The sequence below is a fragment of the Rhizobium sp. RAF56 genome, from assembly GCF_052113965.1.
GTDB lineage: Bacteria > Pseudomonadota > Alphaproteobacteria > Rhizobiales > Rhizobiaceae > Rhizobium.
On sequence record NZ_JBFRDU010000054.1, the window covers coordinates 1 to 26,697 of the forward strand.

Below are 26,697 nucleotides of genomic sequence, written 5' to 3' on the forward strand. Positions count from 1 at the left end.
GTCTCTCTGCGACCCTCGCCACCTCCATCGGCAGCGAGAAACCATGTGTGCCGCACAGGCACGTCCGGAGCGAAACCCGACAACGCGTCTCCACGCCGCCGCCGTCTCCGGAGGGAGACCTTTTTCTGCGGACCCCCGAGGAAAGGGCTCACGTCTTTCCCCAACCCCAAGCGCCGATCCCACCTCGCCGCGACGCCTCGCGGTGTATCCGATGGCGGGACGGAGGGATTGTGGCATGGCTGCGAGCAAGGGGGATGATTGGCGCGGAAAAAAATGACAAGCGATTGATTTTATTGAATCGAGGTCCTTGCGCTGTACCCGTGCGCTAATTTAGCGGAGGGCGCTGGATTTGGGTCGCAGGGGGACGGCCTGGCCAACGCTCACGCGTCGTGACGCGGTCGCCGGGATTGCGCTATGAGGCAAGGGTGTAGAGGGAGCTCGTCACTATGGGACCATACGAGCATCGCTCGCGTTCTGCGATATAAGGTTGCATGAAAGAGGGTGGTCAGGGTGTCTCTCCGTCATGCCGGACTTGATCCGGCATCTAGCCACCGCGCGTCGGCGTGGTGAATAACCACTCCTGCGGCGGCTACTTCACGGTCGATTCTCCCACGCGATAGACATCGCGCGCTGGACCCCGGATCAGGTCCGGGGTGACGGAGGAGAGGGCGCCGCCGCGTCTTCTCCTTGGGGCGAACGGCAGTGGGGGTATGGAGTTGATCACCAGTCTGCCGGGTCAAAGCCCGAGCAGGTAATGGGCGATATCCTCCCATTCGGGATTGAAGGCCTCGATGAGATCGAGTTTCCATTTGCGGTGCCACTTCTTGATTGTCTTTTCTCTCATGATCGCGTCGGTCACGAGGTCGTGTTCTTCGAACCAGACGAGCGTCTTGACACCGTATCTTGATGTGAAGCCGGGCGTCAGTTCGTTCTGGTGTTCGTAGAGGCGTCTCGGCAGGTCGCTGGTGACGCCAGTGTAGAGCGTGCCGTTGCGCTTCGAGGCGAGGATGTAGACGTAGCCCTTCATAATGGGATCATGCGAGCATCGATTAAGTTTCGCAATAAAAAGTTGCGCAAAGTAGTTTGATTCGGGCGTCCCCCGTCTTGCCGGACTTGATCCGGCATTCAGCCACCGCGCGTCGGCGTGGTGAATAACCACTCCCTGCGACGGCTACTTCACGGTCGATTCTCCCACGCGATGGACATCGCGCGCGCTAGACCCCGGATCAAGTCCGGGGTGACGGAGGAGGGCTTTCCGACCCGGCTGTCCTGTCTTCCGCTGGAGCGCCCTTTGCGCCTGCGGTCGATCCTTGTAGCACCGCCGCCGCGATTTGGCGAAGGCAGGGGACGGCCGCGTCGCCTCCCTCCCGTCATGCCGGACTTGATCCGGCATCCAGCCACCGCGCGTCGGCGTGGTGAATAACCACTCCCTGCGACGGCTACTTCACGATCAATTTTCTCACGCGATGGACATCGCGCTCTGGACCCCGGATCAAGTCCGGGGTGACGGAGGAGCGACCTACCGCCCCGGCCGCCCCGTTTTTCCCTTCGTCCGCCCCTTGCGCTTGCTGTCGACCGCATCCTCGTAGCTGCCCGCGCCGACGCGGCCGCGGGTGATGGGGCGGGGGTCGTCTGGGGGGCTTTCCGTTGAGGTTCGCTTCTTGGTGCTGATTGATTCCGGCGGGCGATCGGGGAGATCGCCGACGACCGGCTTTTCGGTGCGGCCGACGGTCATTTCGTTGAGGTCGTTCCTGCGGAAGAGGGTTTTTCTGGGTTCGGCGACGTCGCGGCCCATTTCGTCCAGTTCGGGCTTGCGGAACAGCGGGGTCGCCGTGTCGGTGCCTGGGCCCATGTCGTCGAGGGTGGGTTTGGCGAAGTAGGAGGGGGAGCCGCCCTCCGTCCTGCCGGACGTCTCCCCCGCAGGCGGGGAGATCGATTTGCCCCGGCCGGTCCCCCTCGCGCCTTCGGCGCTCGCCGCCTCTTGGCGCGCCATCGGGTCGTCCATGACGGCGAGTTCCGCGGCCTTGAGGCGCTTGATTTCGTCGCGGAGGCGCGCGGCTTTTTCGAAGTCGAGGTCGGCTGCGGCGTCGCGCATCTGTTTTTCCAGCGCGTTGAGGTGGGCCTGCAGGTTGCCGCCGACGAGGTGGCCACCCTCGGCAAAGCCTTTGCCGGAGACGCCGCCGATGTCGGCGCGGACGTGGTCGCGCTCGTAGACCGAGTCGAGGATGTCGGAAATCTTTGCCTTGACCGACTCCGGCGTGATGCCGTGTTCGAGGTTGTAGGCCACCTGCTTTTCGCGGCGGCGGCCGGTTTCCTCCATGGCCCGCTTCATCGAGCCGGTGACGTTGTCGGCATAGAGGATGACCTTTCCGTCGACATTGCGCGCCGCGCGGCCGATGGTCTGGATCAGCGAGGTTTCCGAGCGCAGGAAACCTTCCTTGTCGGCGTCGAGGATGGCGACGAAGCCGCATTCGGGAATGTCGAGGCCTTCACGCAGGAGGTTGATGCCGACAAGCACGTCGAAGGCGCCGAGGCGCAGGTCGCGGATGATCTCGATGCGCTCCAGCGTATCGATGTCAGAGTGCATGTAGCGGACGCGGACGCCCTGCTCGTGCAGATATTCGGTAAGGTCTTCCGCCATGCGCTTGGTCAGCACGGTGACGAGGGTGCGGTAGCCTTGTGCCGCGGTCTCGCGGATCTCGCCGAGCACGTCATCCACCTGGCTGCGCGCCGAACGGATTTCCACCGGCGGGTCGATCAGGCCGGTCGGACGGATCACCTGCTCGGCGAACACGCCGCCGGCTTGCTCCATCTCCCACTGGCCGGGCGTGGCCGATACCGCGATGGTGTTCGGGCGCATCGCGTCCCATTCCTCGAAGCGCAGCGGACGGTTGTCCATGCATGAGGGCAGGCGGAAACCGTATTCGGCTAGCGTCGCCTTGCGGCGGAAGTCGCCGCGGTACATGCCGCCGATCTGGCTGACCGAGACGTGGCTCTCGTCGATGAACAGCAGGGCGTTGTCGGGGATGTATTCGAACAGCGTCGGCGGCGGCTCGCCAGGATTGCGGCCGGTGAGATAGCGCGAATAGTTCTCGATGCCGGCGCAGGAGCCGGTGGCTTCCAGCATTTCAATGTCGTAGCGGGTGCGCTGCTCCAGCCGCTGCGCCTCCAGGAGGCGGCCGCCCTTTTCCAGTTCGGCGAGACGGATTTTCAGCTCTTCCTTGATCGCCTTGATGGCGCCGTTCAGCGTCGGGCGCGGCGTGACATAGTGCGAGTTGGCATAGATCTTTACCGATTTCAGGTCGCCGGTCTTCTGGCCGGTCAGCGGATCGAACTCGGTGATGGCGTCGATCTCGTCGCCGAACATCGAGATGCGCCAGGCGGCATCCTCAAGGTGCGCCGGGAAGATTTCGATGGTGTCGCCGCGAACGCGAAAGGAGCCGCGGATAAAATCCATGTCGCGGCGCTTGTATTGCTGCGCCACGAGGTCGGCCAGCAGCTGGCGCTGGTCGAGACGGTCGCCCACCTCCATCTGGAAGGTCATGGCGGTATAGGTTTCCACCGAGCCGATACCGTAGATGCAGGAGACCGAGGCGACGATGATGCAGTCGTCGCGCTCCAGCAGCGAGCGGGTGGCCGAGTGGCGCATCCGGTCGATCTGCTCGTTGATCGACGATTCCTTCTCGATGAAGGTGTCGGAGCGCGGCACATAGGCTTCGGGCTGGTAGTAGTCGTAGTAGGAGACGAAATATTCGACCGCGTTGTCGGGGAAGAAATTCTTGAACTCGGAATAGAGCTGGGCAGCCAGCGTCTTGTTCGGCGCCAGGATAACGGCGGGGCGCTGCGTCGCCTCGATCACCTTGGCCATGGTGAAGGTTTTGCCCGAACCGGTGACGCCGAGCAGCACCTGGCTGCGTTCGCCGCTTGCCAGGCCTTCGACCAGGTCGTTGATGGCCGTCGGCTGGTCGCCGGCGGGTTCGTAGTCGGACACCATGCGGATCTTGATGCCGCCTTCGGACTTTTCCGGGCGGGCAGGGCGGTGCGGCGTCCACAGCTTGCCGTCCTTGAACAGCGGATTGCCGCTCTCGATCAGCGCCGACAGCGCCTCGACGGTGGCCGTGACGGCGGTGCCGGCGTTAAGCGACGCGGCGTCTTCGAGCGAAACGTCGAGGCCGGAAACCGGATTGAGACCGGCGGCGGCGCGGGTCTTCGGGTCGGTGGAACCGCCCATCGACGTGCCGCGCGATGTTTTTGCGCTCACGTTGTCGGCGCCTTGCGCCTTCGCTCCAGCCGACCTTGAGGCGGTAATCTCCACCTTCTTGCGGTGCTTGCCCGCTTTCGAGGCGATCTGCCGCTGCGTCTCGACGCCGGACAGCTCCGCGTCCGCCTCGAGCTGCTTCACCCAGTCGGCGACGGAACCGGACCGCGGGGCCCCCTCGAAAGGCGATTGCGGGGCTTCCTCGAAACCGTTCGGGGCGGGGGATTTCTTCGGTGCTTTGGCCATGGCCGGAATATGGAGCGGGTTTTTGCGAAATGGAAGGGGGGAGGAGTACAAAAGGGAAACGCATTGCTTGTCCCTTCTCGAGTGGCCTTGCAGCCAGGGCGCGGCGGCGCTAGATCGTCGGAACATCGAGTTTCGAAGAGCAAAGGTAGAGTGCGCCCATGATCGGAAAGACGTCCGCGTGATCCACACGGCTTCATTGACATGGGGGATCGCCGGGCTCGCCGCCTTGGGCGTGATCACGCGGCCGTTTCGCTGGCCTGAAGCGGTCTGGGCGGTTGCCGGCTCGTTGCTGATGCTGGCCTTCGGGCTGATCGGGCTCGATGAGGTCTGGCGCGGCGTCAGCAGGGGCACGGATGTCTATCTCTTCCTGATCGGCATGATGCTGCTTTCCGAGCTGGCGCGGCGGGAAGGGCTGTTCGACTGGCTGGCGGCGGTGGCGACGTCCCACGCGAAGGGGTCGCCCAAGCGGCTTTTCGCACTGATCTATTGCGTCGGCATTCTGGTCACGGCCTTCCTGTCAAACGACGCGACGGCGGTCGTGCTGACGCCCGCGGTCTATGCGGCGGCGCGGGCGGCCAAGGTCAAGGAGCCGCTGCCCTATCTGCTGATCTGCGCCTTCATCGCCAATGCCGCAAGCTTCATCCTGCCGATCTCGAACCCGGCCAACCTGGTGATCTTCGGGGGCGGGCACATGCCGCCGCTCGGCCGGTGGCTGCAGACCTTCGCCGTCCCATCGGCGGTCGCCGTCGTCGCCACCTACGTGCTTCTGTACTGGACGCAGCGGCGCGTGCTGGCGGCCGAGACGCTGGCGCGGGACGTCGAGGCGCCGCATCTTTCCCATGGCGCGCGGCTTGCCGGCGGCGGGCTGATCCTGACGGCGGTGATTTTGATGGCGGCGTCGGCGCTGGGCTACGATCTCGGATTGCCGACCTTTGCCGCCGGCATCGCGACCACGCTGCTGGTTCTCACGCTCAATCGGGAAGGACCGACCGAGACGTTGCGCGGCGTGTCGTGGGGCGTGCTGCCGCTGGTCGCCGGCCTGTTCGTGATCGTCGAAGCGCTCGATCGCACGGGGTTGACGCGCATGCTCGCCGAGCAGCTTGCCGCCGGTGCGGCGGCTGCACCCAAGCATACCGCGATGGGGGCAGGGCTCCTCGTCGGCTTCGTCTCCAACCTGGTGAACAACCTGCCCGCGGGCCTGGTCGCCGGCAGCGCCGTACAGGCCGCGAACGCGCCGGACATGGTTTCCGGCGCCGTACTCATCGGCGTCGACCTCGGGCCGAACCTCTCCGTCACCGGGTCGCTGGCGACCATCCTCTGGCTGACAGCACTGCGGCGGGAAGGCGAGCATATCGGCGCGTGGCAGTTCCTGAAACTCGGCGCCGTCGTGATGGTGCCGTCGCTCGTCCTGTCGCTGCTGGCGTTGATCGCGGTTGCCTAGGGGTAGCGGGTGTCGGTTCACCCCAGCACGTCGTAGAGCCGGAAAATCCAGCTTAGCTGGTAGATGATGCCGACGCTGACGAAGATGGCTTGAAACTGTCGGTTGGCGGTGATCGCGGCGGCGATGCACAGGACGATATAGACGGCGTGCGGGTCGGATATTCCCAGCCGAGCGACGTGAAATAGGCATGACCCTTGAGAACGGTGTCGATGAGATCGACCGCATAGGTGGCTGCCAGCAAGCCGAAGAACCAACGGCGCCGCGAAATGAAATATTCCTCGTAGCCGCCGTATTCCTCAACCGACGTCGGGAAAAGCAGAACGCAGAGAAAGAAGAACAGGCAGCAGAAGCTGATCAGGAAAAGGTAGACGCCGAAATTGATGACGGCGAGCGATTGCAACCGGTATTCCCACCACCAGAAATGGATGATGAAGAGGAACATCGACAGCGCCCAGCCGAGCTGCACGAGATAGACCTTATGCTTACCGGGCGACTGCACGAAACCCGCAAGGCCAGTGAGGAGGCGCGCAAGGCTGAGGCTGATGACGATCGACATCACGGTGCGGATGTAGACGTAGACCTCGGGCGTGCTGGCCGATCCCATCGCGCTACTCCTGTGGCACCGGCTTCGGCTGGCCGCCCTGATCGAGGGCGACCATGATGAAGGTCGCGGCCGTGACCTTTTCCATGTGATCGGTGAGATAACGCTGCGCCCACGCTTCGACGCTGAGGGTAATGGAGGTGCGGCCGACGCGGTCGATCGCGGTGTAGACGCTCAGCGTGTCGCCGATCTTGACCGGTAGTTCGAAGGCCATTTCCTTCACCGCCGCCGTGACGACGCGACCCTTGGCGCGCTCGGCAGCACGGATGCCGCTCGACAAGTCCATCTGCGCCATGACCCAGCCGCCGAAGATATCGCCGGCGGCATTGGCGTCGGCGGGCATGGCGAGCGTCCGCAGCGTCAGCTCGCCCTTCGGCTTCGTCGCGTCGTTCATCCGGCATGCTCCTCTGATTCCGATGACGCAGCCTATGTCATGGCGCGCTGTATGGAAAAGCCCCTGGCGTTGAGTTCTGCTCCGCCGTTGTTCTAACCGTTCGCGATCGTCCAGTGCCGGCGGAGCCTTTTGTTCGTAGAGGGAGAGGCTTTCACCGCCAGGCAGTAAGCTTTCGTTCACCGGTTTTGTTTAGGCTTTGTCGAGCATGATGCCGGACAATAGGTATCGAGTTTCGACCGGCATCATGCGCTACTGCTTTGATTTCGGGGCGGTTTCTGATCAGGCCGGTTTGACCTGATCCGTCCGCCTCTGAGGTGTGCCGAACCCACGCTTGCGCGGAATGGGATGGAGTTATGGCGTATTTTTCCTTTCTGCGGCGATCCGTCGTACATCTGCTACTTTCGTCTTCGCTCGTCGCGTGCACGGCTGACAGCCTCGTGCCGCCGGCAAGCGTCGATAACAATATGCGCGTCGGCGCGATCCAGCCGCGCCGCGTCGAGCCTGCCGCGGCTCCCCAATACGCCTATCCGGCCAATGCCGCTCCGGTTCAGGCAGCGTCGGTCGACTATCTGGATACGCCCAATCTTGCGGGCGTCGCGCCGGCGGGTGGATCGCAGTCCGCGGCTCCTCGACTGGCGATGGCCGGGACGAGCCGGGCGCCGGCAGAGGCCGGCCTGACATCGGCAGTTCCTTCCGAAGGCATCAACATGGACGCCGAACTCGGCGTCGACAGCCAGCAGGTCGTGGGCCTTGCGCAGGAGGAGGCGGGCGACATCGCCGAGGGCGCCAGCGATCAGCCCGTCGTAGACGGCATTGGCGGCGACAATCCCGTGCAGTCGAACCGCGTTGCGCTGCCGCGCCCTGCCGCACAGGCGCAGCTCCGCCAGACGCCGATCCCGCGCGTGGGCCAGCAGGTTGCGATGCTGCCGCGCGTCGAAAATCCCATGGTCATGCCGGAACCCGTGCCGCAGATGCAGCCCCAGCCCCAGCCGGACGTCATGCCGGCCTCCGAACTGCAATGCCGCCGGGAGCTGCGGCAGCTCGGCGTCGTCTATGAGGACAAGCTGCCGATTTACAACGGCCCGGCCTGCCAGGTTCCCTATCCGGTTTCGCTCAAAGGTCTTTCGGGCGGCATCAGCGTCGGCCCCGCCGTGACACTCAACTGCCAGACGACACTTGCCTTCGCCAAATGGGTCAAGAACGAGCTCGCCCCCTCGGCGCGCCTGCGCTACTGGTCGGGCATCGGCAGGATCATTCCGCTGGGCGGCTATTCCTGCCGCCGGATGAACAACAGCTCGCGGCGTTATAACCCCATGTCGGAGCACGCCCATGGCAACGCCATCGACGTCGGCACCTTCGTTTTGAAGAACGGGCACGTCATCGACGTCCGCAGGAAGGGTCTGTTTTCGTTCCGCGAAGGTGCGCTTCTGAAGGCAGTGCGCTCCGACAGCTGCCGCTATTTCGACACGGTGCTCGGCCCGGGAAGCAATCCGGAACACTGGAACCACTTCCATTTCGATCTCAGGGAACGCAACGGCGGCCGCCGCTACTGCAGCATGTGAGCTGAAAGAAAAAAGCCGGCGCGGAGCCGGCTAAAGTTGGGCAGCAATGACAGGGGATCGTTGCTGCTCCGGTAAATGATCAATGAAGCATTCAGAAAAACCGGGTAGCGCTCTCGGGTCGACCGTCACAGCGGGTGCTGGGTGGAAGGTGCGGCTGAGCCGCGATCGCCTGATGCCGTTATGGCCCGACAACGTCACCGTTTGATGACACGCGGGTGCGAAAAACGAACGCTGCGTTCGGCGGCGGGCGGGTGGCAAAAGGCGCCCAAGCGTTTATATAGCGGTGGACGTAGAAATTTTCAGCGAGTGCTTTTTCATTTCCGCCATGGCCCCCATCATCTCCATCCGTAATCTCACCAAAACCTATGCGAACGGTTTCCAGGCGCTGAAGGGCGTCGATCTCGACGTCGAGCGTGGCGAGATCCTCGCGCTGCTGGGGCCGAACGGCGCCGGCAAGACGACGATGATCTCCATCGTCTGCGGCATCGCAAATCCTAGCGGCGGCACGGTCCTGGTGGCCGGCCACGACGTCGTCAAGGATTTCCGCGCGACGCGCTCGCTGATCGGCCTCGTGCCGCAGGAATTGACCACCGACCAGTTCGAAACCGTCTGGAATACCGTCAGTTTCTCGCGCGGTCTCTACGGCAAGAAGGCGAACCCGGCGCATATCGAGAAGGTGCTGCGCGACCTTTCGCTCTGGGAAAAGCGCGACAACATGCTGCGCGAGCTTTCCGGGGGCATGAAACGGCGCGTGCTGATCGCCAAGGCGCTGTCGCACGAGCCGGAAATCCTCTTTCTCGACGAGCCGACGGCCGGCGTCGACGTGACGCTGCGCAAGGATATGTGGCGCGTCGTGGAGAAGTTGCGCCAGTCCGGCGTGACGATCATCCTGACGACGCACTACATCGAAGAGGCCGAGGAGATCGCCGACCGCGTCGGGGTCATCAACGGCGGCAAGCTGCTGCTGGTGGAAGACAAGACGGCGCTGATGGCCAAGCTCGGCCGCAAGCAGCTGATCCTCGATCTTGCCGAACCGCTGGCAGCCCTTCCACACCGGCTTGCCGGAAACGGCCTGTCGCTCGGCGCCGGCGGCAATACGCTGGTCTATGATTTCGACGCCGAGCACGAGCAGGCGCGCGTCGCGGCCTTGCTCACCGGGCTTGCCGCCGAAGGCATTCACTTCAAGGACCTGTCGACCCGCCAGAGCTCTCTGGAGGACATCTTCGTGTCGCTGGTGGGAGCGGACAAATGAATTTCGAAGCCATCAAGTCGATCTACAAGTTTGAAATGGCGCGCACGCGCCGCACGCTGCTGCAGAGCGTCGTGTCGCCGGTCATCTCGACCTCGCTCTATTTCATCGTCTTCGGCGCAGCCGTCGGCTCGCGCATCCAGGAGGTCGAGGGCATCTCATACGGCGCGTTCATCACGCCCGGCCTGATCATGCTGACGCTGCTCGGCCAATGTATCGCCAACGGCTCGTTCGGCATCTATTTCCCGAAATTCACCGGCACGATCTACGAACTGCTTTCGGCGCCGGTCGCCATGACGGAGATCATCGTCGGTTATGTCGGCGCGGCGGCTACGAAGGGCATCATGATCGGCCTGATCATCCTGATCACCGCCAATCTCTTCGTGCACATCACCATCCTGCATCCCTTCATGATGATGCTGTTCTTCGTGCTGACCGCTGTTACCTTCAGCCTCTTCGGCTTCATGATCGGCATCTGGGCGCGCAATTTCGAACAGCTGAACCTGATCCCGATGCTGGTGGTGCCGCCGCTGACCTTCCTCGGCGGCAGCTTCTATTCGATCAACATGCTGCCGCCCGTCTGGCAGGCGGTCAGCCACTTCAATCCGGTGCTCTATCTCGTCAGCGGCTTCCGCTGGAGCTTCTTCGGCATCGCCGATGTCAACCCGCTCGTCAGCCTCGGCATGATCAGCTTCTTCCTCGTGCTCTGCCTCGGCACGCTCAGCTGGATGTTCAAGACAGGTTACAGGCTCAGGAACTGAACCGCGGCCCGTCGCCTGCCGGTCGGCACACGTCAACGCTCGAAGAAGACCAGGCTTGCCGGTGACGGCGGCAGCACCTTGACGGTGGCGTCGCGGAAGCCGGCGCCGCGTGCCATGTCGGCGAGTTCCCTTGCCGTATAGGCTTCACCCTTCGGGGTGCCGCCGAGCATCTCCCACGCGAAGGACGCGGCGAACGGCGGCGAAACGCGGTCTTCGTTCGGCACGAACTCAACGCCAAGAACGCGCCCCTCCGGGGTGAGGCTCGCCTTTATCTTCTTCAACAGCCCGACGCAGGTCTCCATGTCGAAATGGTGCAGGAAGTTCGGGAGCAGGATGAGATCGAAATCGCTTCCCCAATCGATATCGAAGGCGCTGCCCGCGAGCGCGCGATAGCGCTCAGCCACCCCTGCCTTGAGAGCGTTCTCCTTGCTCAGTTCCAGCACCGCCTGCCAGTCGACCGCGACGATCTCCGCGTTGGGCACCGCCTTTGCGATCTCTATGCCGAAGAGGCCCGGACCAGCGGCGATATCGAGCACCTTTTTCGGATGTCGCGGCCAGCTTGCGACTTCCTGCGCCATCGCCACGGCGCTGCTACGGGTAAACGAACCCATGCCGCGTGCGAATTTAACCCAAACCGGATTGTCCGCCGCGATGTTTGCCAGTCCCACCGATCCGCCATTGCGGACGAAGCCCGCCGGATCGGAGAGGAAAAGGCTCGCCATTTCCGGCGCTGCCACAAATTCAATCGCCCCGCCCAGGAATGCAGGCGAGCGACGGTCGAGAAAAGCGCGCGTGGAAGGCGTCGGCTGATAGGTGTTGCCGGTCTTCGTCAGGAAACCCTGAACGGTGAGGAAGTCGCAGAGCACCCGAAGTCCGCGCTCCGACGCGCCGGATTTCGCGGCAAGGGCTGCCACCGTATCGGCCCCGTCGCAGATCATGCTGAAGACGTCGATTTCAAGGGCTGCCTTGATCGAGGCAGTCTTGCGAAATGCGAACATCGTATCGACGAGCAGAGCCGGCGAGATGTCGTCGTTGGCGGCAGTATCCGTGGTCGTATGCATGGCGTTTCCCCTCCTGCCGGCGCTTTGAGCGCAATCGCAAAGTCTCGGTTCCCGCAAAGTGCTGCTGGCTCGTCTCAGTCCGTCGTGCTTGAACGCGCGGCGCGATAAGCCCTGATGATTTCCTGTCCGGCAATGCCGGCCTGATCGGCATCCGTCTGGTAGTTCGTGACGGAAATGCGCATCACGCGCATGCCGTGCCAGAGTGCGCCGCCGGCGAAGATGACACCCTGCGACTGAACGGCGGCGATTGTGCGATCGGTCAGCGCATCCGCCTCATCGGCCGTCAGGTCGGCTCCGAAGCGCAGGACGACCTGGTTCAGCACCACCTCGTTCATGACGGCGATGCCGGGTTCTTTGGAGACGATGGCGGCGATGTGCTTTGCGGAGGCACAGGCGCGATTCACCAGATCGGCAACGCCCTTCCGGCCGAGGTGGCGGAGAATTGCCCAGGTGGCGAAGCCGCGGGCGCGGCGCGACAGTTCCGGCACGTAGTGCGAAGGATCGCGTTCGCCTTCGCTGACCGGCAGAAAGCTTGCCGCGATCGTCATTGCGCGACGATGCGCGACTTCGTCGCGGACGATGGCGTAGCCGCAATCATAGGGCGTCTGCAGCCATTTGTGGCCGTCGGTCGCCCAGCTGTCGGCGCGTTCGACGCCGGCGGTTAGCGCCTGTCTCTGCGACGAGGCTTGCGCCCAGAGGCCGAAGGCACCGTCGATATGAACCCAGGCGCCGCGCGCCTTCGCCAGCGGAACAAGTGCGGAAAAGTCATCGCAGGCTCCGGTGTTGATCTGGCCGGCCTGCAGGATGACGATCAGCGGGCCATCGGCCGTTTCGAGGGCGCGCTGCATGGCTTCGCGTAGGATGCGGCCCTCATCGTCCGTCGCGATGCGCTGGACGCGGTCATGCCCGAGGCCGAGAAACTGCAGGGCGGAGAACACCGTCGTGTGCGCGTCGTCGCCGATGAGAACGTTGATCGGCGGAGCGCCGAAGAGGCCGCGGCTGTCGGGGTCCCAGCCGTGTTCTCTCAGGACCGCGCCGCGCGCGGCCGCAAGGCAGGTGAAATTGGCGATCGTCGCCCCGGTCACGAAACCGACGGAGCATTCCGGCGGCAAGCCCAAGAGGTCGAGCATCCATCCGGCGGCGATTGTCTCGGCGGCGGAAGCTGAGGGCGTGGCGATGTGGTTGCCGGCGTTCTGGCTCCAGGCGGAGGTGAGGATGTCGGCGGCGACGCCTATCGGATGCGAGCCGCCAATCACCCAACCGAAGAAGCGAGGACCTGCCATAAGATGCAGACCCGGCTCGGCTCTCTTGGCGAGGTCTTCGAGAACCTCGTCCATCGGCGGGCCAAAATCCGGAAGCTCGCCTGAAAAGGCATCGAGCGAAGCGGCGTAGTCTCGTGACGGTTTGTGCAGGTGTTCGCCGAGCCGCGCCCGAAAATCTCCAGCGATACCGGCCGCCTTCAGGAACAAGGCTTTGGCGCCCGCATTCGCCGGATCCGACATGCTCCCACCTCAACGCTCGACAAAGGAGCGGCTAAGCTAGCAGGGGCAGGCGCAAAAATATGCGTGCTATTTTGGAGTAGCTAGAACAATTCCAGGAAAAGTGTGACGCGGTTTTCCGTCCGGAATTGCAGAAAAACAAACAGATAGAGCGTTTAGGTGTTTCGAAGGTTTCGAAGAAAAACCGAAACGGTCTAGGCGAAACGGCCGCTCAGTCGCGCAGCCGGAGCTCGTCCGTCTGCATCTGCATCGAACCGAGTGTTTCCAGGAAACTCATGCCGAGCAGGCTCTGGTCGAGCTTGCCGTCCTCGGCCACCATCGCCGCGACGTTGCGGCGGACGATCGGGCCGATCGCGACTTCGGCAAGCTCGACGGGTGCTGCCTGGGCGCGCCCGTTCGCCGTCATGACCGTCATGGAATAGGTGAGATTTTCCGGGATCAGTCCGACGCGTTCGGCATCCTGGCGCGACAGCGTCAGCATGCTGGCGCCGGTGTCGACCAGCATCGCGATCCGTTGACCGTTGATCGACGCATCGGCCTCGAAGTGGCCGTTCAGCAGCTTGTGGAGAATGACTTCGTCGCCGCCCTCGCTGGTGACGACGAAGGCGTGGCCGGGGACGAGACCGGCGAGCAGCCGATTGCCGACATCGCTCGCCTCGCGGCGGTAGACATAGGCGGTCGCGAGCCCAAGGATGATGAGGAGCCAGATCAACAGGTTGCGCAGGGTCTCGCCAACGGCGCGCCGGCTCGCCCAGATGCCGGCGCTGAGCAACACCGCGATCGGCACAAGGTAGACGACGCGGCCAAAATCGTCGTTCGCCATACCGAGGATACGGTCCTCGCCGTGATTGAAGAGAAGCAGCCCGAGACCGATGACGATAACCGCCAGGGCGACGTTGAAACGCGTCATGAATCCGCGCGCTCCCGTGCCATGCGCTGACGGCGGGTTTCCCTGCGCGGACGGCGCTCGATGGTCGCCAGTCGCGCGGGCAGCGCGCTCATGATTTCACGGCGCTCCTCGTCGCTGTAGAGCGTCCAGGCGCCGATCTCGTCGCGCGTGCGACCGCAACCGAAACAGTAGCCGGTGGTCATGTCGATCGAGCAGACGAGGATGCACGGTGTTTGCATGGCGCATATATCGTCGGTTCAAACCGACAACGCAAGAGCACAGAAAACGGCGATATCGCAAATCTGCTGCGTGGCGCCGATCGTGTCGCCGGTGTGGCCGGAAAGCCGCCGCCGGATGTAGGCCGTGAACATCAACGTGCCGCCGGCCGTGACGAGAACGGCAGCGATAAAGGGCAAAAGCCGCCCCGTGGGCAGCACCAGCGCCGCTGGGGACAAAAGAAGTGCTGCGACAAGCGCGATCTTCGCATCGGCCGCACTGGGTTGCCCGGCGCGGGCTGCCACGCCGTCGGCTTTGGCGGCAGGCAGGTTCGCCCAATGCCAAACCATGGCGCCGCGGCTCAGCGCTGCGGCGGCCGGCAGCGTCAGCGCTGCCGTAAGCGGCGGCAGGCCACGGACAAGGGCTGCAAGTGCCGCCGCCCGCAGTCCAAGGGAGAGGATGAGTGCGATGGCGCCGTAGGTGCCGATGCGGCTGTCCTTCATGATCGAAAGCGCGTGCTCGCGATCCCTACCGCCGCCGAGCCCGTCGGCGGTATCGCTAAGGCCATCCTCATGCAGTGCGCCGGTGATCAGGCATTGCACGCCGAGCGCCAGCAGTGCGGTCATCAGGGCGTCCGCGCCGACAAGCGAGAGAAGAAGGACGACGAGGGCGGAGGGCGCGGCAATGAGGACGCCGGCTGCGGGAAAGGCCCGTGCGACGCGACCGAGCGGAACATCCGCTCCATCGAATACCGATTGCGGCATGGGAATGCGGCTCAAGAAGGCAAGGCCGCGTGCGACGTCGCCGGCATAGTCCTTCGCGCCCATTCTTCCCCACGGCCTGCGACAAACTGGGGCGCTTTTGGAGTTGTTCGCGCCCGCATCCACCATTAATAGAGTCGCCACGAACAAGAGCCGATTTCGAACGAAAAGACAAGTTCGGGGCGGACAGGACAAGGAACTGAATTGATGAGCGTCACCGGTCTGCCATTTGACGATTTCCGCACGCTGCTGCGTGATCTGCCGGGGCCGGACCAGGCAGCGCTCGTCGCGGCGCGCGATCGCGACGCGCAGCTAACGAAACCGCCCGGCGCGCTCGGCCGGCTGGAGGAAATTGCCTTCTGGCTCGCCGCCTGGACCGGCCGTTCGCCCGCCGTGAACCGTCCGCTGGTCGCGATATTCGCCGGCAATCACGGCGTCACCAAGCAGGGCATCACGCCATTTCCGCCTTCGGTCACGCAGCAGATGGTCGAAAACTTCGCCGCGGGCGGCGCCGCGATCAACCAGATTTGCGTCGCCTACGACCTTGGCTTGAAGGTCTTCGACCTCGCGCTCGACTATCCGACCGCGGACATCACGGAGGAGCCGGCGCTTTCGGAACGTGACTGCGCGGCAACCATGGCCTTCGGCATGGAGGCGATCGCCGGCGGCACTGACCTTCTGTGCATCGGCGAAATGGGCATCGGCAATACGACGATCGCCGCGGCGATCAATTACGCCCTCTACGGCGGAACGGCCGAGGAATGGGTCGGGCCTGGCACGGGTTCCGAGGGCGAGATGCTGAAGCGCAAGATCGCAGCCGTCGAGAAGGCCGTCGCGCTTCATCGCGACCACCTCTCCGATCCCTTGGAAATCCTTCGCCGCCTCGGCGGGCGCGAGATTGCGGCCATGGCCGGCGCCATCCTTGCGGCGCGCGTGGAGCGCATCCCCGTCATCATCGACGGCTATGTCGCAACCGCTGCCGCCGCGATCCTCAAGGCCGCCAACCCGTCGGCGCTCGACCACTGCCTGATCGGTCACGTTTCGGCGGAGCCCGCGCACCTGAAGGCGATCGAAAAGCTTGGCAAGACACCGTTGCTCGCGCTCGGCATGCGGCTGGGCGAGGGGACCGGCGCGGCACTCGCCGCCGGCATCGTCAAGGCCGCCGCCGCCTGCCACTCCGGCATGGCGACCTTTGCAAGCGCCGGTGTCAGCAACAAGCACTGAGGCGATCGCGGGCCGCATAGGGCCCCGTTCGGCTGCACGATGTTGGCAGAGATCGCCTGGACGTCTTGCCGAGCCTACGGCGAGCCGGTATTTGGTTCGCCTAGGGAATTGTGAGGCAGAAATGGGCGTCGAATTCACGCAACCAGCGGTGAGCAAGCAAACAGGATTGCGGCATCTGTTTGCCGCCGCAACGTATTCCTGGGGCGGTTTCAGGCGACTGTTCGAGGAATCCGCCTTCCGCCAGGAGCTGCTCTTCTTCGCCGCAGCACTCATCGTCGTGATTGCAGTCGGCGCCACGCTGGCCGAGATCGTTGCGACGGTCGTGCTGTTTCTCGCACTCTTTGCGGTAGAGGCGATGAATACGGCGATCGAGGAGGTCGTCGACCGCATTTCCCCGGAAATATCAAACGTCGGCAAGCACGCCAAGGATCTCGGTTCGTTCGCCGTTCTGTGCATGCTTCTGGCTTGCGGGACGGTTTTTCTCTTTGTCGTCGGCAGGCATTTGCTGTTCGGCTGAGGTTGCTGGCCGGCCTGAGCAATTCCAGGAAAAGTGAGACGCGGTTTTCCGTCCGGAATTGCGTAACTGACTAAGCGAAGCTCTTCTTTCGGCGCCCGATCGAGGGCGCGTCCGAGACGGCCGGCAGGCTTTGCAGGACGCGCGTGGCGGGCAGGATGGCGATGGCATCCGTGCCGTTGCGCAGCTTGGATTTCAGGATGAACTGGCCGTCGTGCTTGGCAAGGATGGCCTGGACGATCGGCAGGCCGAGGCCAGTGCCCTGTTCGGCGCTCTTGATGGCGATCGAACCCTGGCCGAAGGCCGAGAGCACGATCGGAATTTCCTCTTCCGGAATGCCGGGGCCATTATCGCGGATGGAGACATACTGACCGCCGCCGGAGGTCCAGCCGATCTTGACGTGGATGCGGCCGCCGCGCGGCGTGAACTTCACGGCATTTGACAAGAGATTGAGGATGACCTGGCGTATCGATTTTTCGTCGGCCCAAACGGCGGGCAGTTCCGGCTCGAATTGCTGCGAGATCGAGATGTTTTTCCCCCGGGCGCGAAGCTGCACCATGCCGATGCAATCCTCGGCCACGTCGAGCAGCGAAATTGCCTCTTCGCTCAGCTCGTATTTGCCGGCCTCGATCCGCGACAGGTCGAGGATTTCGTTGATCAGGTTCAGGAGATGCTGACCGGAACGGTGAATGTCGTTGGTATATTCCTTGTAGATCTCGTTGTTGAGCGGCCCCATGACCTCGGTCGACATCACCTCGGAAAAGCCGAGAATGGCATTGAGCGGCGTGCGCAGCTCGTGTGACATCGTCGCGAGGAACCGCGACTTGGCGAGATTGGCTTCCTCGGCGCGGCGGCGGGCTTCGTCCGACATGGATTTGGCGACTTCGAGTTCGGCGATCAGGTCGTCCTTCTGCGACTGGAAGGACAGGATCTTGAGGTTGGACTGGAAGAGCCGGTCGGTGACGAAGCTGAAGAAGATGACGGCGGCAGCAAAGGTGGCTGTCAGGCTGACGTCGAACACGCCGTGCGTCGTCGTGGCCCTAAGCGCAAGCGCAAGCGCGGTGGGTGCGAAGGCAAAGAAGATGGCGCGCGGCAGGAGGAAATGCGACATCGCCGAGACGCAGAGCGCGACGATCAGCGTAGCCCCCTTGAACACCACGAAGGTGTCGGCGCTGTAGCAGGCATCGCAACCCATCAGCGCGAAGAACGCCCAGCAGCATCCGATCAGCATCTGTCCAAGGATGAGTATCGGCCGCCACCGACGTGCGCTTTCCGCGGTGATCGTCTGTTTCCTGAGATAGCGGCCGATCAGCATGTTGATCGCGTGGGCCGTGAGCGTCAGGAGAGCCCAGCCGACGACCTCGACATCACGCGTGATGTAAAGTCCAAGGCCGGCGACGACGATGATGAAGATCGGCACCACGGACGCGCCCTGCAGCATGGCATGCAGGTGCATCATCATGATTTCGCGGTCGAAGCTTCCGCCGCCGCCCATCTGCAGGCGCTCGCGCGTCTGCCGTACCGCTCTCGATACGGCCTTGTTGCGGTGGCCGCGAGTACGGTCGACGATGATTTTATCTGTCGAAGTGCTGACGCCGCTGCCCATGTGCACGTTGAAACTTTGTTCTGCAGATGATGACAGACTAGCCGCCAATCCTTAAGAAGATGCTGCCGGCGAAATGATTTGTTTGCCATCTTTGCCAAGGATTTCGGAAGGAGCGCGGGCGTGGCGCGGTTCAGGCGTTTATTCCGCGACGGGTTGACTGCTTTTGCAGCTCTGGCGCTTCTTTGGCTTCTCGCGACGAAGATGAATAATCATCGGGAAACCATTCAAAGCGGGACATTTTTCGTCGTTGACGGCGATACGCTATCGCGCGATGGCGAGCGGCTGCGCCTGCTTGGCATCGATGCGCCGGAGCGCGATCAGCAATGCGAGCGGAAGGGTCTGTCGTGGGGATGCGGGCACGACGCGCGCGACCTGCTGGTTAAGCTTTTGAAGGCGGGCGAGGTGGAATGCCGGGGTCGCGAGCACGACCGATACGGGCGGCTACTCGCGACCTGTCGCGCCGGCGGGATCGACCTCAACCGCGAAATGGTGCGTCAAGGAATGGCGGTGTCCTTCGGCGCATATCACGCCGAGGAGGCTCAGGCGCGGGAGGCGCGGGCAGGCGTTTGGGCGGGCAGCTTCGAGCGTCCGAAGGATTATCGTCGCGACGAGCGGGCCGGGCAGTCAGGCGGTGGGGATCCCCTGTCCTCGATCGGCGATGTTTTCCGGTGGCTGGCAGGGTCGTCATGACGGAAGCGTTGGACCGGGAGGCTGAATTGGAGAGGCTGCGCGGAGACATCGCGGCATGCCGCGTCTGTCGCGACGCGCCGGCGAAAGGACCGGAATACCGACTGCCTCACGAGCCGCGCCCTGTCGCGGTCCTTTCCTTGCGCGCCCGTATCCTGATTGCCGGCCAGGCGCCGGGTCTGCGGGTGCACGAGAGCGGGCTGCCTTTCGACGACGCGTCCGGCGATCGGCTGCGGCAATGGCTCGGCGTCGACCGCGCCATGTTCTACGACCGCGAACGCTTCGCAATGGTTCCGATGGGTTTCTGCTTTCCCGGCTATGATGCGGCGGGCGGCGATCTTCCGCCACGGCGCGAATGTGCGCCGCTCTGGCGCCAGCGCGCCCTCGACGCGATGCCGCAGATCGAGCTTGTCCTGGTGATCGGGCAGTATGCGCAGGCCTGGCACCTCGCCGCCGCCCGCATGGGCTCGATGACCGAGACGGTATCTCAATGGCGGCATTACCTTTTCGACGGAACGCAGCCGGCAGTTCTGCCGCTGCCGCACCCGAGCTGGCGCAACACCGGCTGGCTGAAACGCAATCCCTGGTTCGAGGTGGAACTGGTACCCGTACTTCAGAAACGTGTAAAATACCTCGTTTCGTGAAACAAGTTTCTTTTCCCTCGCCGGAATCAGGCTATACAGGGAATATATTTCGAAAGGGAATTTGAGATGGACCGTCTCGACCGCAAGATCCTGCGCTTGCTGCAGGAAGATTCGACGCTGGCCGTCGCCGATCTCGCCAAGAAGGTCGGTCTCTCGACGACGCCTTGCTGGCGGCGCATCCAGAAGATGGAGGAGGACGGCGTCATCCGCGGGCGCGTGGCGCTGCTCGATCCGGAAAAGGTAAATACCAAGGTCGCGGTATTCGTCTCGATCCGCACCAATAGTCATTCTATCGAGTGGCTGAAACGTTTCTCCGAGGTGATCGCCGATTTTCCGGAAGTGGTCGAATTCTACCGCATGAGCGGCGACATCGACTATCTGCTGCGGGTGGTCGTGCCCGACATCGCCGCCTACGACGCCTTCTACAAGCGCATGATCGCCAAGATCGAGATCCGCGATGTGTCCTCTGCATTCGCCATGGAGCAGATCAAGTATTCGACGCAGCTGCCGCTCGACTACATGCTGCTGGAAAACGCCAAATCGAACGAGGATTGAGGGCGCAAGGCGCCTTCGCCGTACGGCCCTTCCTCGTCGAGGCTTAACCTTTCAGCCGCGCCAGGATCTTCTCGCTCGTCAGTTCCCTGACGGCGTCCTTGCCGATCCAGCGCGCGGTTTTGTCGGTGGCGGCGGCAAGCTTTTCCGCCATCGCCAGCGCAGCGCCATGGCAGCGGCGGTTGCGCTTTCCGATGTTTCTGAGCGCCCAGTTCACCGCCTTGCGCACGAAGTTGCGCTGGTCGGTCGCGTGTTCTTCGATCAGCGGCAATAAGGCCAGCAGGGTTTCGTCCGGTTCCTTCTTCAGGTGCACGGCGGCGCAGGCGATCATGGCGAAGGCCGTGCGGCGGACGAATTCGCGTTCGTCGGCGGCAAAGCTCGGGATCAGCGTTTTCTCGAGCCGCGCCTCGACGAAGAGGTCGGCGGCGGTGTCGACGATTTCCCAGGAGTTGAAATCGTTCGCCCATCGACCGGCTTCGTCTTCGTTCAGCCGTTTCGGTTCGGCGGTGTAGAGGGCAAGCATGCGCGCTTCGCGGATGCCGCTCGCCCAGAGGCCGAGCGCGCGCGAATGGTCGCGCTTGACGGCGCGGGCAATCCTTTGCAGGTCCGGATTGGAAATGCCGAGCGCGCCGTCGGTGACGATGCCGAAGCGCGCCATGCCCGCGATATTCTTCTCCGAGCGCAGCGATCGCAGATGCGCGATCAGTTCTGCGGCGTCGGAGGAGGGGCCGATCATTTCTTGTCGAGCCGTGCCAGCAGCGAGGACGTATCCCAGCGGTTCCCGCCCATGGCCTGGACGTCGCCGTAGAACTGATCGACGAGCGCGGTCACCGGCAGCTTGGCGCCGTTGCGGCGGGCTTCCGAGAGCACGATGCCGAGGTCCTTGCGCATCCAGTCGACAGCGAAGCCGAATTCGTATTTGCCTTCGTTCATCGTTCTGTGGCGGTTTTCCATCTGCCAGGAGCCGGCGGCGCCCTTCGAAATCACCTCAACGACCTTCTCGATGTCGAGACCTGCCTGTTTGCCAAAATGAATGCCTTCGGCCAGGCCCTGCACGAGGCCGGCGATGCAGATCTGGTTGATCATCTTGGTCAGCTGGCCGGCACCCACCGCACCCATCAGCCCGACCATCCGCGCATAGGCGTCGATCACAGGCTTTGCCTTTTCATATGTTGCCGCATCGCCGCCGCACATGACGGTGAGCGCGCCGTTTTCGGCTCCTGCCTGCCCCCCGGAGACCGGCGCGTCGATGAAATAGCAGCCCTTGGCCTTGGCGGCGGCATGGAGTTCGCGCGCCACTTCGGCGCTTGCGGTGGTGTTGTCGATCAGGATCGCGCCGTTCTTCATGCTGGAAAGCGCACCGTCCTTGCCGGTCGTGACGGAGCGAAGGTCGTCATCGTTGCCGACGCAGGTGAAGACAAAATCGGCGCCCTCGGCGGCGGCGGCCGGCGTTGGGGCGGATTTGCCGCCATACTGCTTGGCCCATGCCTCCGCCTTGGCGGCGGTGCGATTGTAGACGGTGACGTCGTGGCCTCCCTTGACCTTCAGATGTCCCGCCATCGGATAACCCATCACACCGAGGCCGATGAAAGCAACCTTTGCCATGCACGCTTCTCCTTCCTGACTTTGGCTGAGAGGCTTAGCCGAAAGGCCGCGCCGGTGAAAGGCCGATTTGACGTCTCAAGCGCCTCAGCCTTCGCTCGAATCGCAGATACGCTCCAGCGGATTGTTTTCACGCAATTCTGTGCAGAAAACTGTTTCACGCTCTTCTCGCAGCGGCTCAAGCCGTGCGGCGCCAGCGCGTTGTCGGGAAGAGATTTTCGCCAACGGCCGCTATGGCGACAGGTTGGTTCGTCGCTCGGCGTAAATTCGCAAAATCTGATGTCGATAAATTCTATAGATTTGAAAAGATCGAGGCTGCGCGGGGCCGAGATGTCCGGGTGCCGCATCGGACAGGAAAGGGAAAAGTCCATGATCTCTCGCAGACAAACGCTCGGCCTTCTGGGTGCAGCGACTGTTGCCGCAATTCTGCCAGCCGCCGGCATTGCCAGCGCCGCGGCCGCCACGACGTTGCGTATCGGCTGGCAAAAGAACGGCGTGCTGGCGCTCGCCAAACGCAAGGGCGCGCTCGAGGGTAGGCTTGCCGATCGCGGCATTTCCGTTGAATGGTCCGAATTCACATCTGGGCCGCCGCTGCTTGAGGCGCTGGGTGCCGGCGCGCTGGACTTTGGAGCGACAGGCGACGTGCCGCCGCTATTCGCGCAGGCCGCTGGTGGCAATCTGCTCTATGTCGGCCTTTATAAAGGCAGCCCCGAAGGATCGGCGATCCTGGTGCGCAAGGATTCAGCCATACAGTCGCTTGCCGATCTCAAGGGGCGCAAGATCGCCTTCAAGCGCGGATCGAGCGCCCACAACGTGGCCGTCAAGGCGCTCCGCAAGGGCGGGCTGACGCCTGCCGACGTCGAGCCGGTCGATCTCTCGCCGGCCGATGCCGCGGCCGCCTTCAAGAACGGCAGCATCGACGCCTGGTCGATCTGGGATCCCTATCTCGCGATCGCGGAAGCCGATCCCGATACCCGCATACTGGCAACGGCACGCGGCATCGTGGATTCCTACAGCTTCTTCCTCGCCAATGCCGATTTCACCAAGGCCAATCCGCAAGTGGTGGCCGACGTCATCGACGAGCTTGCCAAGGTCGGCACGGCCGCGCAGAGCAAGCTTGACGACACTGTCGCAGCCCTTGCCGAGATCACCGGGGTATCGCCCGAGGTGACGCGGGTGACGGTCAGCCGCCCCGACTTCAACCTTGGCAGCGTCACCACGATCAACGACGACGCGGTCGCCTATCAGCAAAGCCTGGCCGACGAGTTCTACGGTCTCGGCATCGTTCCGAAAAAGCTGACCGTCAGCGACATCGTCTGGAGGCCGAAGGCGAGTTGAACTCCTGCCGGAAGGTCCGATCCGCCTGGCGGTCGACGCCAGCCCTCCTGCCATGGCGGGAGGGTAGGGCGGCTGGCCCCCAAAATCATGCTGGCGATCGCCGCCTCGCCGCAAAAATATTCCGCCCTGCCGAGCCGATAGGGAAATCCATAATGTCGATATAATCGATAGTCTATGCGAGTATCAGCCTGTGGCCGGCCGCGCCGGCAATTGGGATGGCGTGCAGATCGTTACTCGCGTCGAGTTGGAAAGGGATTGTGGATGATCACCCGCAGACAGACACTGGCACTTCTCGGCGCATCGGCTGGCGCTCTGGTCCTGCCGCAGACACGGTCAGCGCGCGCGGCTTCCTCGACGCTCAGGGTCGGCTGGCAGAAATTCGGCGTATTGGCGCTCGCAAAAAGCTCCGGCGCTTTAGAGAAACGGCTTGCTGATCAAGGCGTTACGATCGAATGGCACGAATTTACTTCAGGTCCACCGACGCTTGAGGCGGTGGGTTCCGGCGCGCTCGATTTCGGCGTCACCGGCGACGTTCCGCCGCTGTTCGCACAGGCCGCCGGCGGCGACATCCTTTATGTCGGCGCTTACAGGGGTGCTGCGGCCTTCCACGGATTGCTGGTCCAGCGGGACAGCCCGATCCAGAAGGTCGAGGACCTCAAGGGCAAGAAGCTCGCCTACAAGCGGGGCACCAGTGCGCATAATTTCGCGCTGAAGACCCTGCGCAAATATGGTTTGTCGCTTTCCGATATCGTCGAGGTGGACCTTGCGCCCCCGGATGCCGCGGCCGCCTTCAAGAACGGCGGCATCGATGCCTGGGCGATCTGGGATCCCTTCTTCGCGGTTGCCGAACAGGACCCGCAGACGCGCGTCGTCACCACGTCGGAAGGTATCCTCGACAACTGGGGCTATTTCCTCGGCAATACGAGTTACGCCAAGGCCAACTCCGAAATCATCGTCACCGTCATCGATGAACTCGCCAAGGTCGGCGCCGCCGCGCAGGCAAACATCGACAGCACGGCCTCCGCCCTTTCGGCCATCACCGGCATTCCCGAGGCCGCGACCCGCGTAATGCTGACGCGCAGCCAGGCTGACCTCGGCAAGGTGTCGCTCGTCCCCGACGAGGCGCTGGTCTACCAGCAGGCGCTGGCCGACGATTTCTACGCGATCGGCGTTCTCCCCAAGCAACTCACGATCAGCGACATCGTCTGGCATCCGAATGCCGGCTGAACCCCTTCCTACACCATAGCGGAAACAGGATACCTCCCATGACAGCGACTTCGAAACCCATCGATTTTCTGTGGTTCATTCCCACGTCCGGCGACGGCACCTATCTCGGCTCCTCCGACCTCAACCGCAGCACGGATATCGGCTATCTCACGCAGATAGCGCAGGCAGTCGACCGGCTCGGCTATTCCGGCGTGCTTCTGCCGACCGGCGTTGCATGCGAGGAATCGTTCGTTACCGCCGCGGCTCTCGCCGCCCATACCCAAAAGCTGAAGTTTCTCGTCGCCATCCGTCCCGGGACTGCTTCGCCTGCATACTATGCACGCCTCGCATCGACGCTCGACCGCGTGTCGAATGGACGCCTCCTGCTCAACATCGTCGTCGGCGGCAGCCCCGGCGAGCTTGCCGGCGACGGCATCTATCTCGAGCATGACGAGCGCTATGCCCACGCCGAGGAATTCTTCACCGTCTTCGAAGAGCTGATGGAGAAGGGTTCGGCCACCTTCGACGGCAAGTACATCAAGGCAACCGGCGCCCGCCTCGGCCTGCCGCCGGTGCAGTCGCCGCGGCCGCCGCTCTATTTCGGCGGCTCTTCCGATGCCGGCATCGACTTTTCCGTGGGGCGTGTCGACAAGTACCTCACCTGGGGCGAACCGCCGGCGCAGGTGGCCGAGAAGGTCGAGAAGGTGCGCGCCGCCGCGGCCGCCAGGGGTCGCGAGGTCAGCTTCGGCATTCGCCTGCACTTCATCGTGCGCGAGACGGACGAGGAAGCTTGGGCCGCAGCCGATACCCTGATCAAGCATCTTGACGACGATACCATCCGCGAGGCGCAGGAGCGCTTCGTCAAGGAGTCCGACTCCGTCGGCCAGAAACGCATGGCGGCCCTCCACAATGGACGCCGTGACAAGCTTGAAGTCTCGCCGAACCTCTGGGCAGGCATCGGGCTGGTACGCGCCGGCGCCGGCACAGCGCTGGTCGGTTCGCCGAAGACGGTTGCCGCGCGGCTCCGCGAATACCAGGAGATCGGCATCGAGACCGTGATCGGTTCCGGCTATCCGCACCTGGAGGAATCCTACCGCGTCGCCGAGCTGCTGTTCCCAGAACTCGGCCTGGCGCGCGACGAGAAGCGGCCGAGCTTCCGCAACGAGTTCGGCGCAAAGCAGGTCTTTGCGGGCGGCAGTCACGGCGGCAACCTTAAGATCGTCTCCGGGTCGTGATCCGATAAGCGATGCCGTCGCTTCCCGATTGGCGGGGAGCGGCCGGCCGGATGGCGAAATCCGATGCTGACCGAAGGCAACAACAGGAGTTCAAATATGTCGGCAATCGAGACTGCATTCTTGCGCGTGACCTCGGCCTCGACCTCGGGCAGACGTGACGCGCCGCTGCGGCCTCGCGTCGCCTTGCAGGGCTTGCTTCCCTATCTCGTGCCGCTGGTGGCGGTGGCCACCTGGCAGCTTGCGTCTTCCGTGGGCTGGATTTCCTCGCGCATCATGCCGTCGCCGGCCGACGTCGTCGCTGCCTTCTGGCGCACGACGGTTTCCGGTCAGTTGCCGTACGACATAGCCGTCAGCGCGGGCCGCGCCTTCGGCGGCCTTTTCGTCGGCGGCGCTATCGGCTTCCTGCTCGGGATCGCCAACGGCATCTCCAAGCTTTCCGAACGGCTGACCGACACGACGCTGCAGATGCTGCGCACCATCCCACACCTTGCGATGATCCCGCTGGTGATCCTCTGGTTCGGCATTGGGGAAGAGTCCAAGCTCTTCCTCACTTCGCTCGGCGTGCTCTTTCCGGTCTACCTCAACACCTATCACGGCGTGCGCAATGTCGATCGCGATCTGATCGAGATGGGACGCGTCTATGGGATGAGCAGCTGGACACTGTTCCGCAAGGTGATCTTTCCGGGTGCGCTGCCTTCGATTTTCGTCGGCCTGCGCTATGCGCTCGGCATCATGTGGCTGACGCTGATCGTGTCTGAATCAATCGCGGCCTCATCCGGCATCGGTCACATGGCCAACAATGCCCGCGAGTTCATGATGACAGACGTCGTCGTCCTGTCGCTCGTCATCTACGCGATACTAGGCAAGCTGGCGGATGTTGTTGCGCGAGCGCTGGAGCGCAGAACGCTGCAGTGGAACGCTGCCTACCAGGACTAGAGAAATTCAGGAAAAGTGTGACGCGGTTTTCCGTCCGGAATTGCGTAAAAACAAACAGATAGAACGTTTGCGTGTTTCGAAGCACAGTACACGACAGTGTATCGGCGGGCGGCGCGATATGATGGAATGGAGGATTCTTCAGCAAAAGGATCCTTCGATGACCACCAGCCTTCGCACCGCCCTGATGAGTTGTTTAGCGCCGCATTTGGGTTTGA

At 63.3% G+C, this 26,697-nt stretch carries 25 protein-coding genes and 1 pseudogene; 13 read left to right on the forward strand and 13 right to left on the reverse strand.

Annotated features, from left to right (window positions below; all coding sequences use genetic code 11):
• Positions 1-736: 736 nt before the first annotated feature.
• Both AB4048_RS26400 and uvrB read right to left on the reverse strand, forming a co-directional pair.
• The gene (locus AB4048_RS26400) at positions 737-1,027 is read right to left on the reverse strand and encodes a GIY-YIG nuclease family protein (RefSeq protein WP_442204949.1); all 291 of its coding nucleotides are present in this window, start codon (positions 1,025-1,027) and stop codon (positions 737-739) included.
• A gap of 492 nt (positions 1,028-1,519) precedes the next feature.
• Complete coding sequence (gene uvrB / locus AB4048_RS26405; protein ID WP_442204950.1) at positions 1,520-4,504, reverse strand: excinuclease ABC subunit UvrB; 2,985 nt, start codon at positions 4,502-4,504, stop codon at positions 1,520-1,522.
• A gap of 181 nt (positions 4,505-4,685) precedes the next feature.
• On the opposite strand from uvrB, the gene AB4048_RS26410 reads away from it, so the two are divergent.
• On the forward strand, positions 4,686-5,945 hold the full coding sequence (locus AB4048_RS26410) for an arsenic transporter (RefSeq protein WP_442204970.1): 1,260 nt from the start codon (positions 4,686-4,688) through the stop codon (positions 5,943-5,945).
• Positions 5,946-5,962: 17 nt separating this feature from the next.
• Here AB4048_RS26410 and AB4048_RS26415 read toward each other — a convergent pair.
• Together AB4048_RS26415 and AB4048_RS26420 are read right to left on the reverse strand one after the other, a co-directional pair.
• Positions 5,963-6,549: pseudogene (locus AB4048_RS26415) on the reverse strand (hypothetical protein).
• Positions 6,550-6,553: 4 nt separating this feature from the next.
• Positions 6,554-6,940, reverse strand: coding sequence for an acyl-CoA thioesterase (locus AB4048_RS26420; RefSeq protein WP_442204951.1), 387 nt, complete (start codon positions 6,938-6,940; stop codon positions 6,554-6,556).
• A 353-nt stretch (positions 6,941-7,293) separates the two neighbouring features.
• Between AB4048_RS26420 and AB4048_RS26425 the strand changes: the two genes are divergently transcribed.
• From AB4048_RS26425 to AB4048_RS26435, 3 genes are all read left to right on the forward strand, one after another.
• Entirely contained in the window at positions 7,294-8,502 is a 1,209-nt protein-coding gene (locus tag AB4048_RS26425; RefSeq protein WP_442204952.1) for an extensin-like domain-containing protein, read from the forward strand.
• Between the two features lie 325 nt (positions 8,503-8,827).
• The gene (locus AB4048_RS26430) at positions 8,828-9,754 is read left to right on the forward strand and encodes an ABC transporter ATP-binding protein (RefSeq protein ID WP_442204971.1); all 927 of its coding nucleotides are present in this window, start codon (positions 8,828-8,830) and stop codon (positions 9,752-9,754) included.
• Complete coding sequence (locus AB4048_RS26435; protein ID WP_442204953.1) at positions 9,751-10,512, forward strand: ABC transporter permease; 762 nt, start codon at positions 9,751-9,753, stop codon at positions 10,510-10,512. Before AB4048_RS26430 ends, AB4048_RS26435 begins: the two co-directional genes overlap by 4 nt.
• A gap of 32 nt (positions 10,513-10,544) precedes the next feature.
• Here the strand turns inward: AB4048_RS26435 and AB4048_RS26440 are convergent, their stop codons facing one another.
• The 5 genes from AB4048_RS26440 to AB4048_RS26460 all read right to left on the reverse strand — a co-directional run bounded on the left by AB4048_RS26440 (position 10,545) and on the right by AB4048_RS26460 (position 15,004).
• Entirely contained in the window at positions 10,545-11,573 is a 1,029-nt protein-coding gene (locus AB4048_RS26440; protein WP_442204954.1) for a methyltransferase, read from the reverse strand.
• A gap of 74 nt (positions 11,574-11,647) precedes the next feature.
• Positions 11,648-13,075, reverse strand: a complete 1,428-nt coding sequence (locus AB4048_RS26445) for a pyridoxal phosphate-dependent decarboxylase family protein (RefSeq protein WP_442204955.1) — start codon at positions 13,073-13,075, stop codon at positions 11,648-11,650.
• A gap of 208 nt (positions 13,076-13,283) precedes the next feature.
• Positions 13,284-13,982, reverse strand: coding sequence for a TIGR02281 family clan AA aspartic protease (locus AB4048_RS26450; protein WP_442204956.1), 699 nt, complete (start codon positions 13,980-13,982; stop codon positions 13,284-13,286).
• Positions 13,979-14,200, reverse strand: a complete 222-nt coding sequence (locus AB4048_RS26455; protein WP_442204957.1) for a DUF1289 domain-containing protein — start codon at positions 14,198-14,200, stop codon at positions 13,979-13,981. The genes AB4048_RS26450 and AB4048_RS26455 overlap by 4 nt, the downstream gene beginning before the upstream one ends.
• Positions 14,201-14,218: 18 nt before the next feature.
• Positions 14,219-15,004: an adenosylcobinamide-GDP ribazoletransferase gene (locus AB4048_RS26460; RefSeq protein ID WP_442204958.1), complete on the reverse strand. Its 786-nt coding sequence runs from the start codon at positions 15,002-15,004 to the stop codon at positions 14,219-14,221.
• A 141-nt stretch (positions 15,005-15,145) separates the two neighbouring features.
• Here AB4048_RS26460 and cobT point away from each other — a divergent pair, with 141 nt between their 5' ends.
• Both cobT and AB4048_RS26470 read left to right on the forward strand, forming a co-directional pair.
• Positions 15,146-16,162 carry a nicotinate-nucleotide--dimethylbenzimidazole phosphoribosyltransferase gene (gene cobT, locus AB4048_RS26465; protein WP_442204959.1) on the forward strand — a complete coding sequence of 339 codons (1,017 nt, stop codon included), beginning with the start codon at positions 15,146-15,148 and terminating at the stop codon, positions 16,160-16,162.
• Positions 16,163-16,283: 121 nt separating this feature from the next.
• Positions 16,284-16,679: a diacylglycerol kinase gene (locus AB4048_RS26470; protein ID WP_442204960.1), complete on the forward strand. Its 396-nt coding sequence runs from the start codon at positions 16,284-16,286 to the stop codon at positions 16,677-16,679.
• 70 nt (positions 16,680-16,749) lie between these two features.
• Here the strand turns inward: AB4048_RS26470 and AB4048_RS26475 are convergent, their stop codons facing one another.
• On the reverse strand, positions 16,750-18,282 hold the full coding sequence (locus AB4048_RS26475) for a sensor histidine kinase (RefSeq protein ID WP_442204972.1): 1,533 nt from the start codon (positions 18,280-18,282) through the stop codon (positions 16,750-16,752).
• A gap of 120 nt (positions 18,283-18,402) precedes the next feature.
• Between AB4048_RS26475 and AB4048_RS26480 the strand changes: the two genes are divergently transcribed.
• From AB4048_RS26480 to AB4048_RS26490, 3 genes are all read left to right on the forward strand, one after another.
• On the forward strand, positions 18,403-18,972 hold the full coding sequence (locus AB4048_RS26480) for a thermonuclease family protein (protein WP_442204961.1): 570 nt from the start codon (positions 18,403-18,405) through the stop codon (positions 18,970-18,972).
• An 8-nt stretch (positions 18,973-18,980) separates the two neighbouring features.
• Positions 18,981-19,613: a uracil-DNA glycosylase family protein gene (locus tag AB4048_RS26485; RefSeq protein WP_442204973.1), complete on the forward strand. Its 633-nt coding sequence runs from the start codon at positions 18,981-18,983 to the stop codon at positions 19,611-19,613.
• A 66-nt stretch (positions 19,614-19,679) separates the two neighbouring features.
• A complete protein-coding gene (locus AB4048_RS26490) occupies positions 19,680-20,168 on the forward strand; it encodes an Lrp/AsnC family transcriptional regulator (protein WP_442204962.1) in 489 nt (162 codons plus the stop codon).
• A gap of 43 nt (positions 20,169-20,211) precedes the next feature.
• On the opposite strand, the gene AB4048_RS26495 is transcribed toward AB4048_RS26490, so the two are convergent.
• The 3 genes from AB4048_RS26495 to AB4048_RS26505 are packed head-to-tail and all read right to left on the reverse strand — an operon-like array spanning position 20,212 to position 22,138.
• Positions 20,212-20,901, reverse strand: coding sequence for a DNA alkylation repair protein (locus tag AB4048_RS26495; RefSeq protein ID WP_442204963.1), 690 nt, complete (start codon positions 20,899-20,901; stop codon positions 20,212-20,214).
• Positions 20,898-21,770, reverse strand: coding sequence for an NAD(P)-dependent oxidoreductase (locus AB4048_RS26500; protein ID WP_442204964.1), 873 nt, complete (start codon positions 21,768-21,770; stop codon positions 20,898-20,900). Before AB4048_RS26500 ends, AB4048_RS26495 begins: the two co-directional genes overlap by 4 nt.
• Positions 21,737-22,138, reverse strand: coding sequence for a hypothetical protein (locus AB4048_RS26505; protein ID WP_442204965.1), 402 nt, complete (start codon positions 22,136-22,138; stop codon positions 21,737-21,739). The genes AB4048_RS26500 and AB4048_RS26505 overlap by 34 nt, the downstream gene beginning before the upstream one ends.
• On the opposite strand from AB4048_RS26505, the gene AB4048_RS26510 reads away from it, so the two are divergent.
• From AB4048_RS26510 to ssuC, 4 genes are all read left to right on the forward strand, one after another.
• Complete coding sequence (locus AB4048_RS26510) at positions 22,137-23,105, forward strand: aliphatic sulfonate ABC transporter substrate-binding protein (protein ID WP_442204966.1); 969 nt, start codon at positions 22,137-22,139, stop codon at positions 23,103-23,105. The two genes, AB4048_RS26505 and AB4048_RS26510, sit on opposite strands and share 2 nt — an antisense overlap.
• A gap of 261 nt (positions 23,106-23,366) precedes the next feature.
• A complete protein-coding gene (locus AB4048_RS26515; protein WP_442204967.1) occupies positions 23,367-24,332 on the forward strand; it encodes an aliphatic sulfonate ABC transporter substrate-binding protein in 966 nt (321 codons plus the stop codon).
• A gap of 38 nt (positions 24,333-24,370) precedes the next feature.
• Complete coding sequence (gene ssuD / locus AB4048_RS26520; protein ID WP_442204968.1) at positions 24,371-25,546, forward strand: FMNH2-dependent alkanesulfonate monooxygenase; 1,176 nt, start codon at positions 24,371-24,373, stop codon at positions 25,544-25,546.
• Between the two features lie 96 nt (positions 25,547-25,642).
• Positions 25,643-26,482 carry an aliphatic sulfonate ABC transporter permease SsuC gene (ssuC, locus tag AB4048_RS26525; RefSeq protein ID WP_442204969.1) on the forward strand — a complete coding sequence of 280 codons (840 nt, stop codon included), beginning with the start codon at positions 25,643-25,645 and terminating at the stop codon, positions 26,480-26,482.
• The last annotated feature ends 215 nt before the right edge of the window (positions 26,483-26,697 follow it).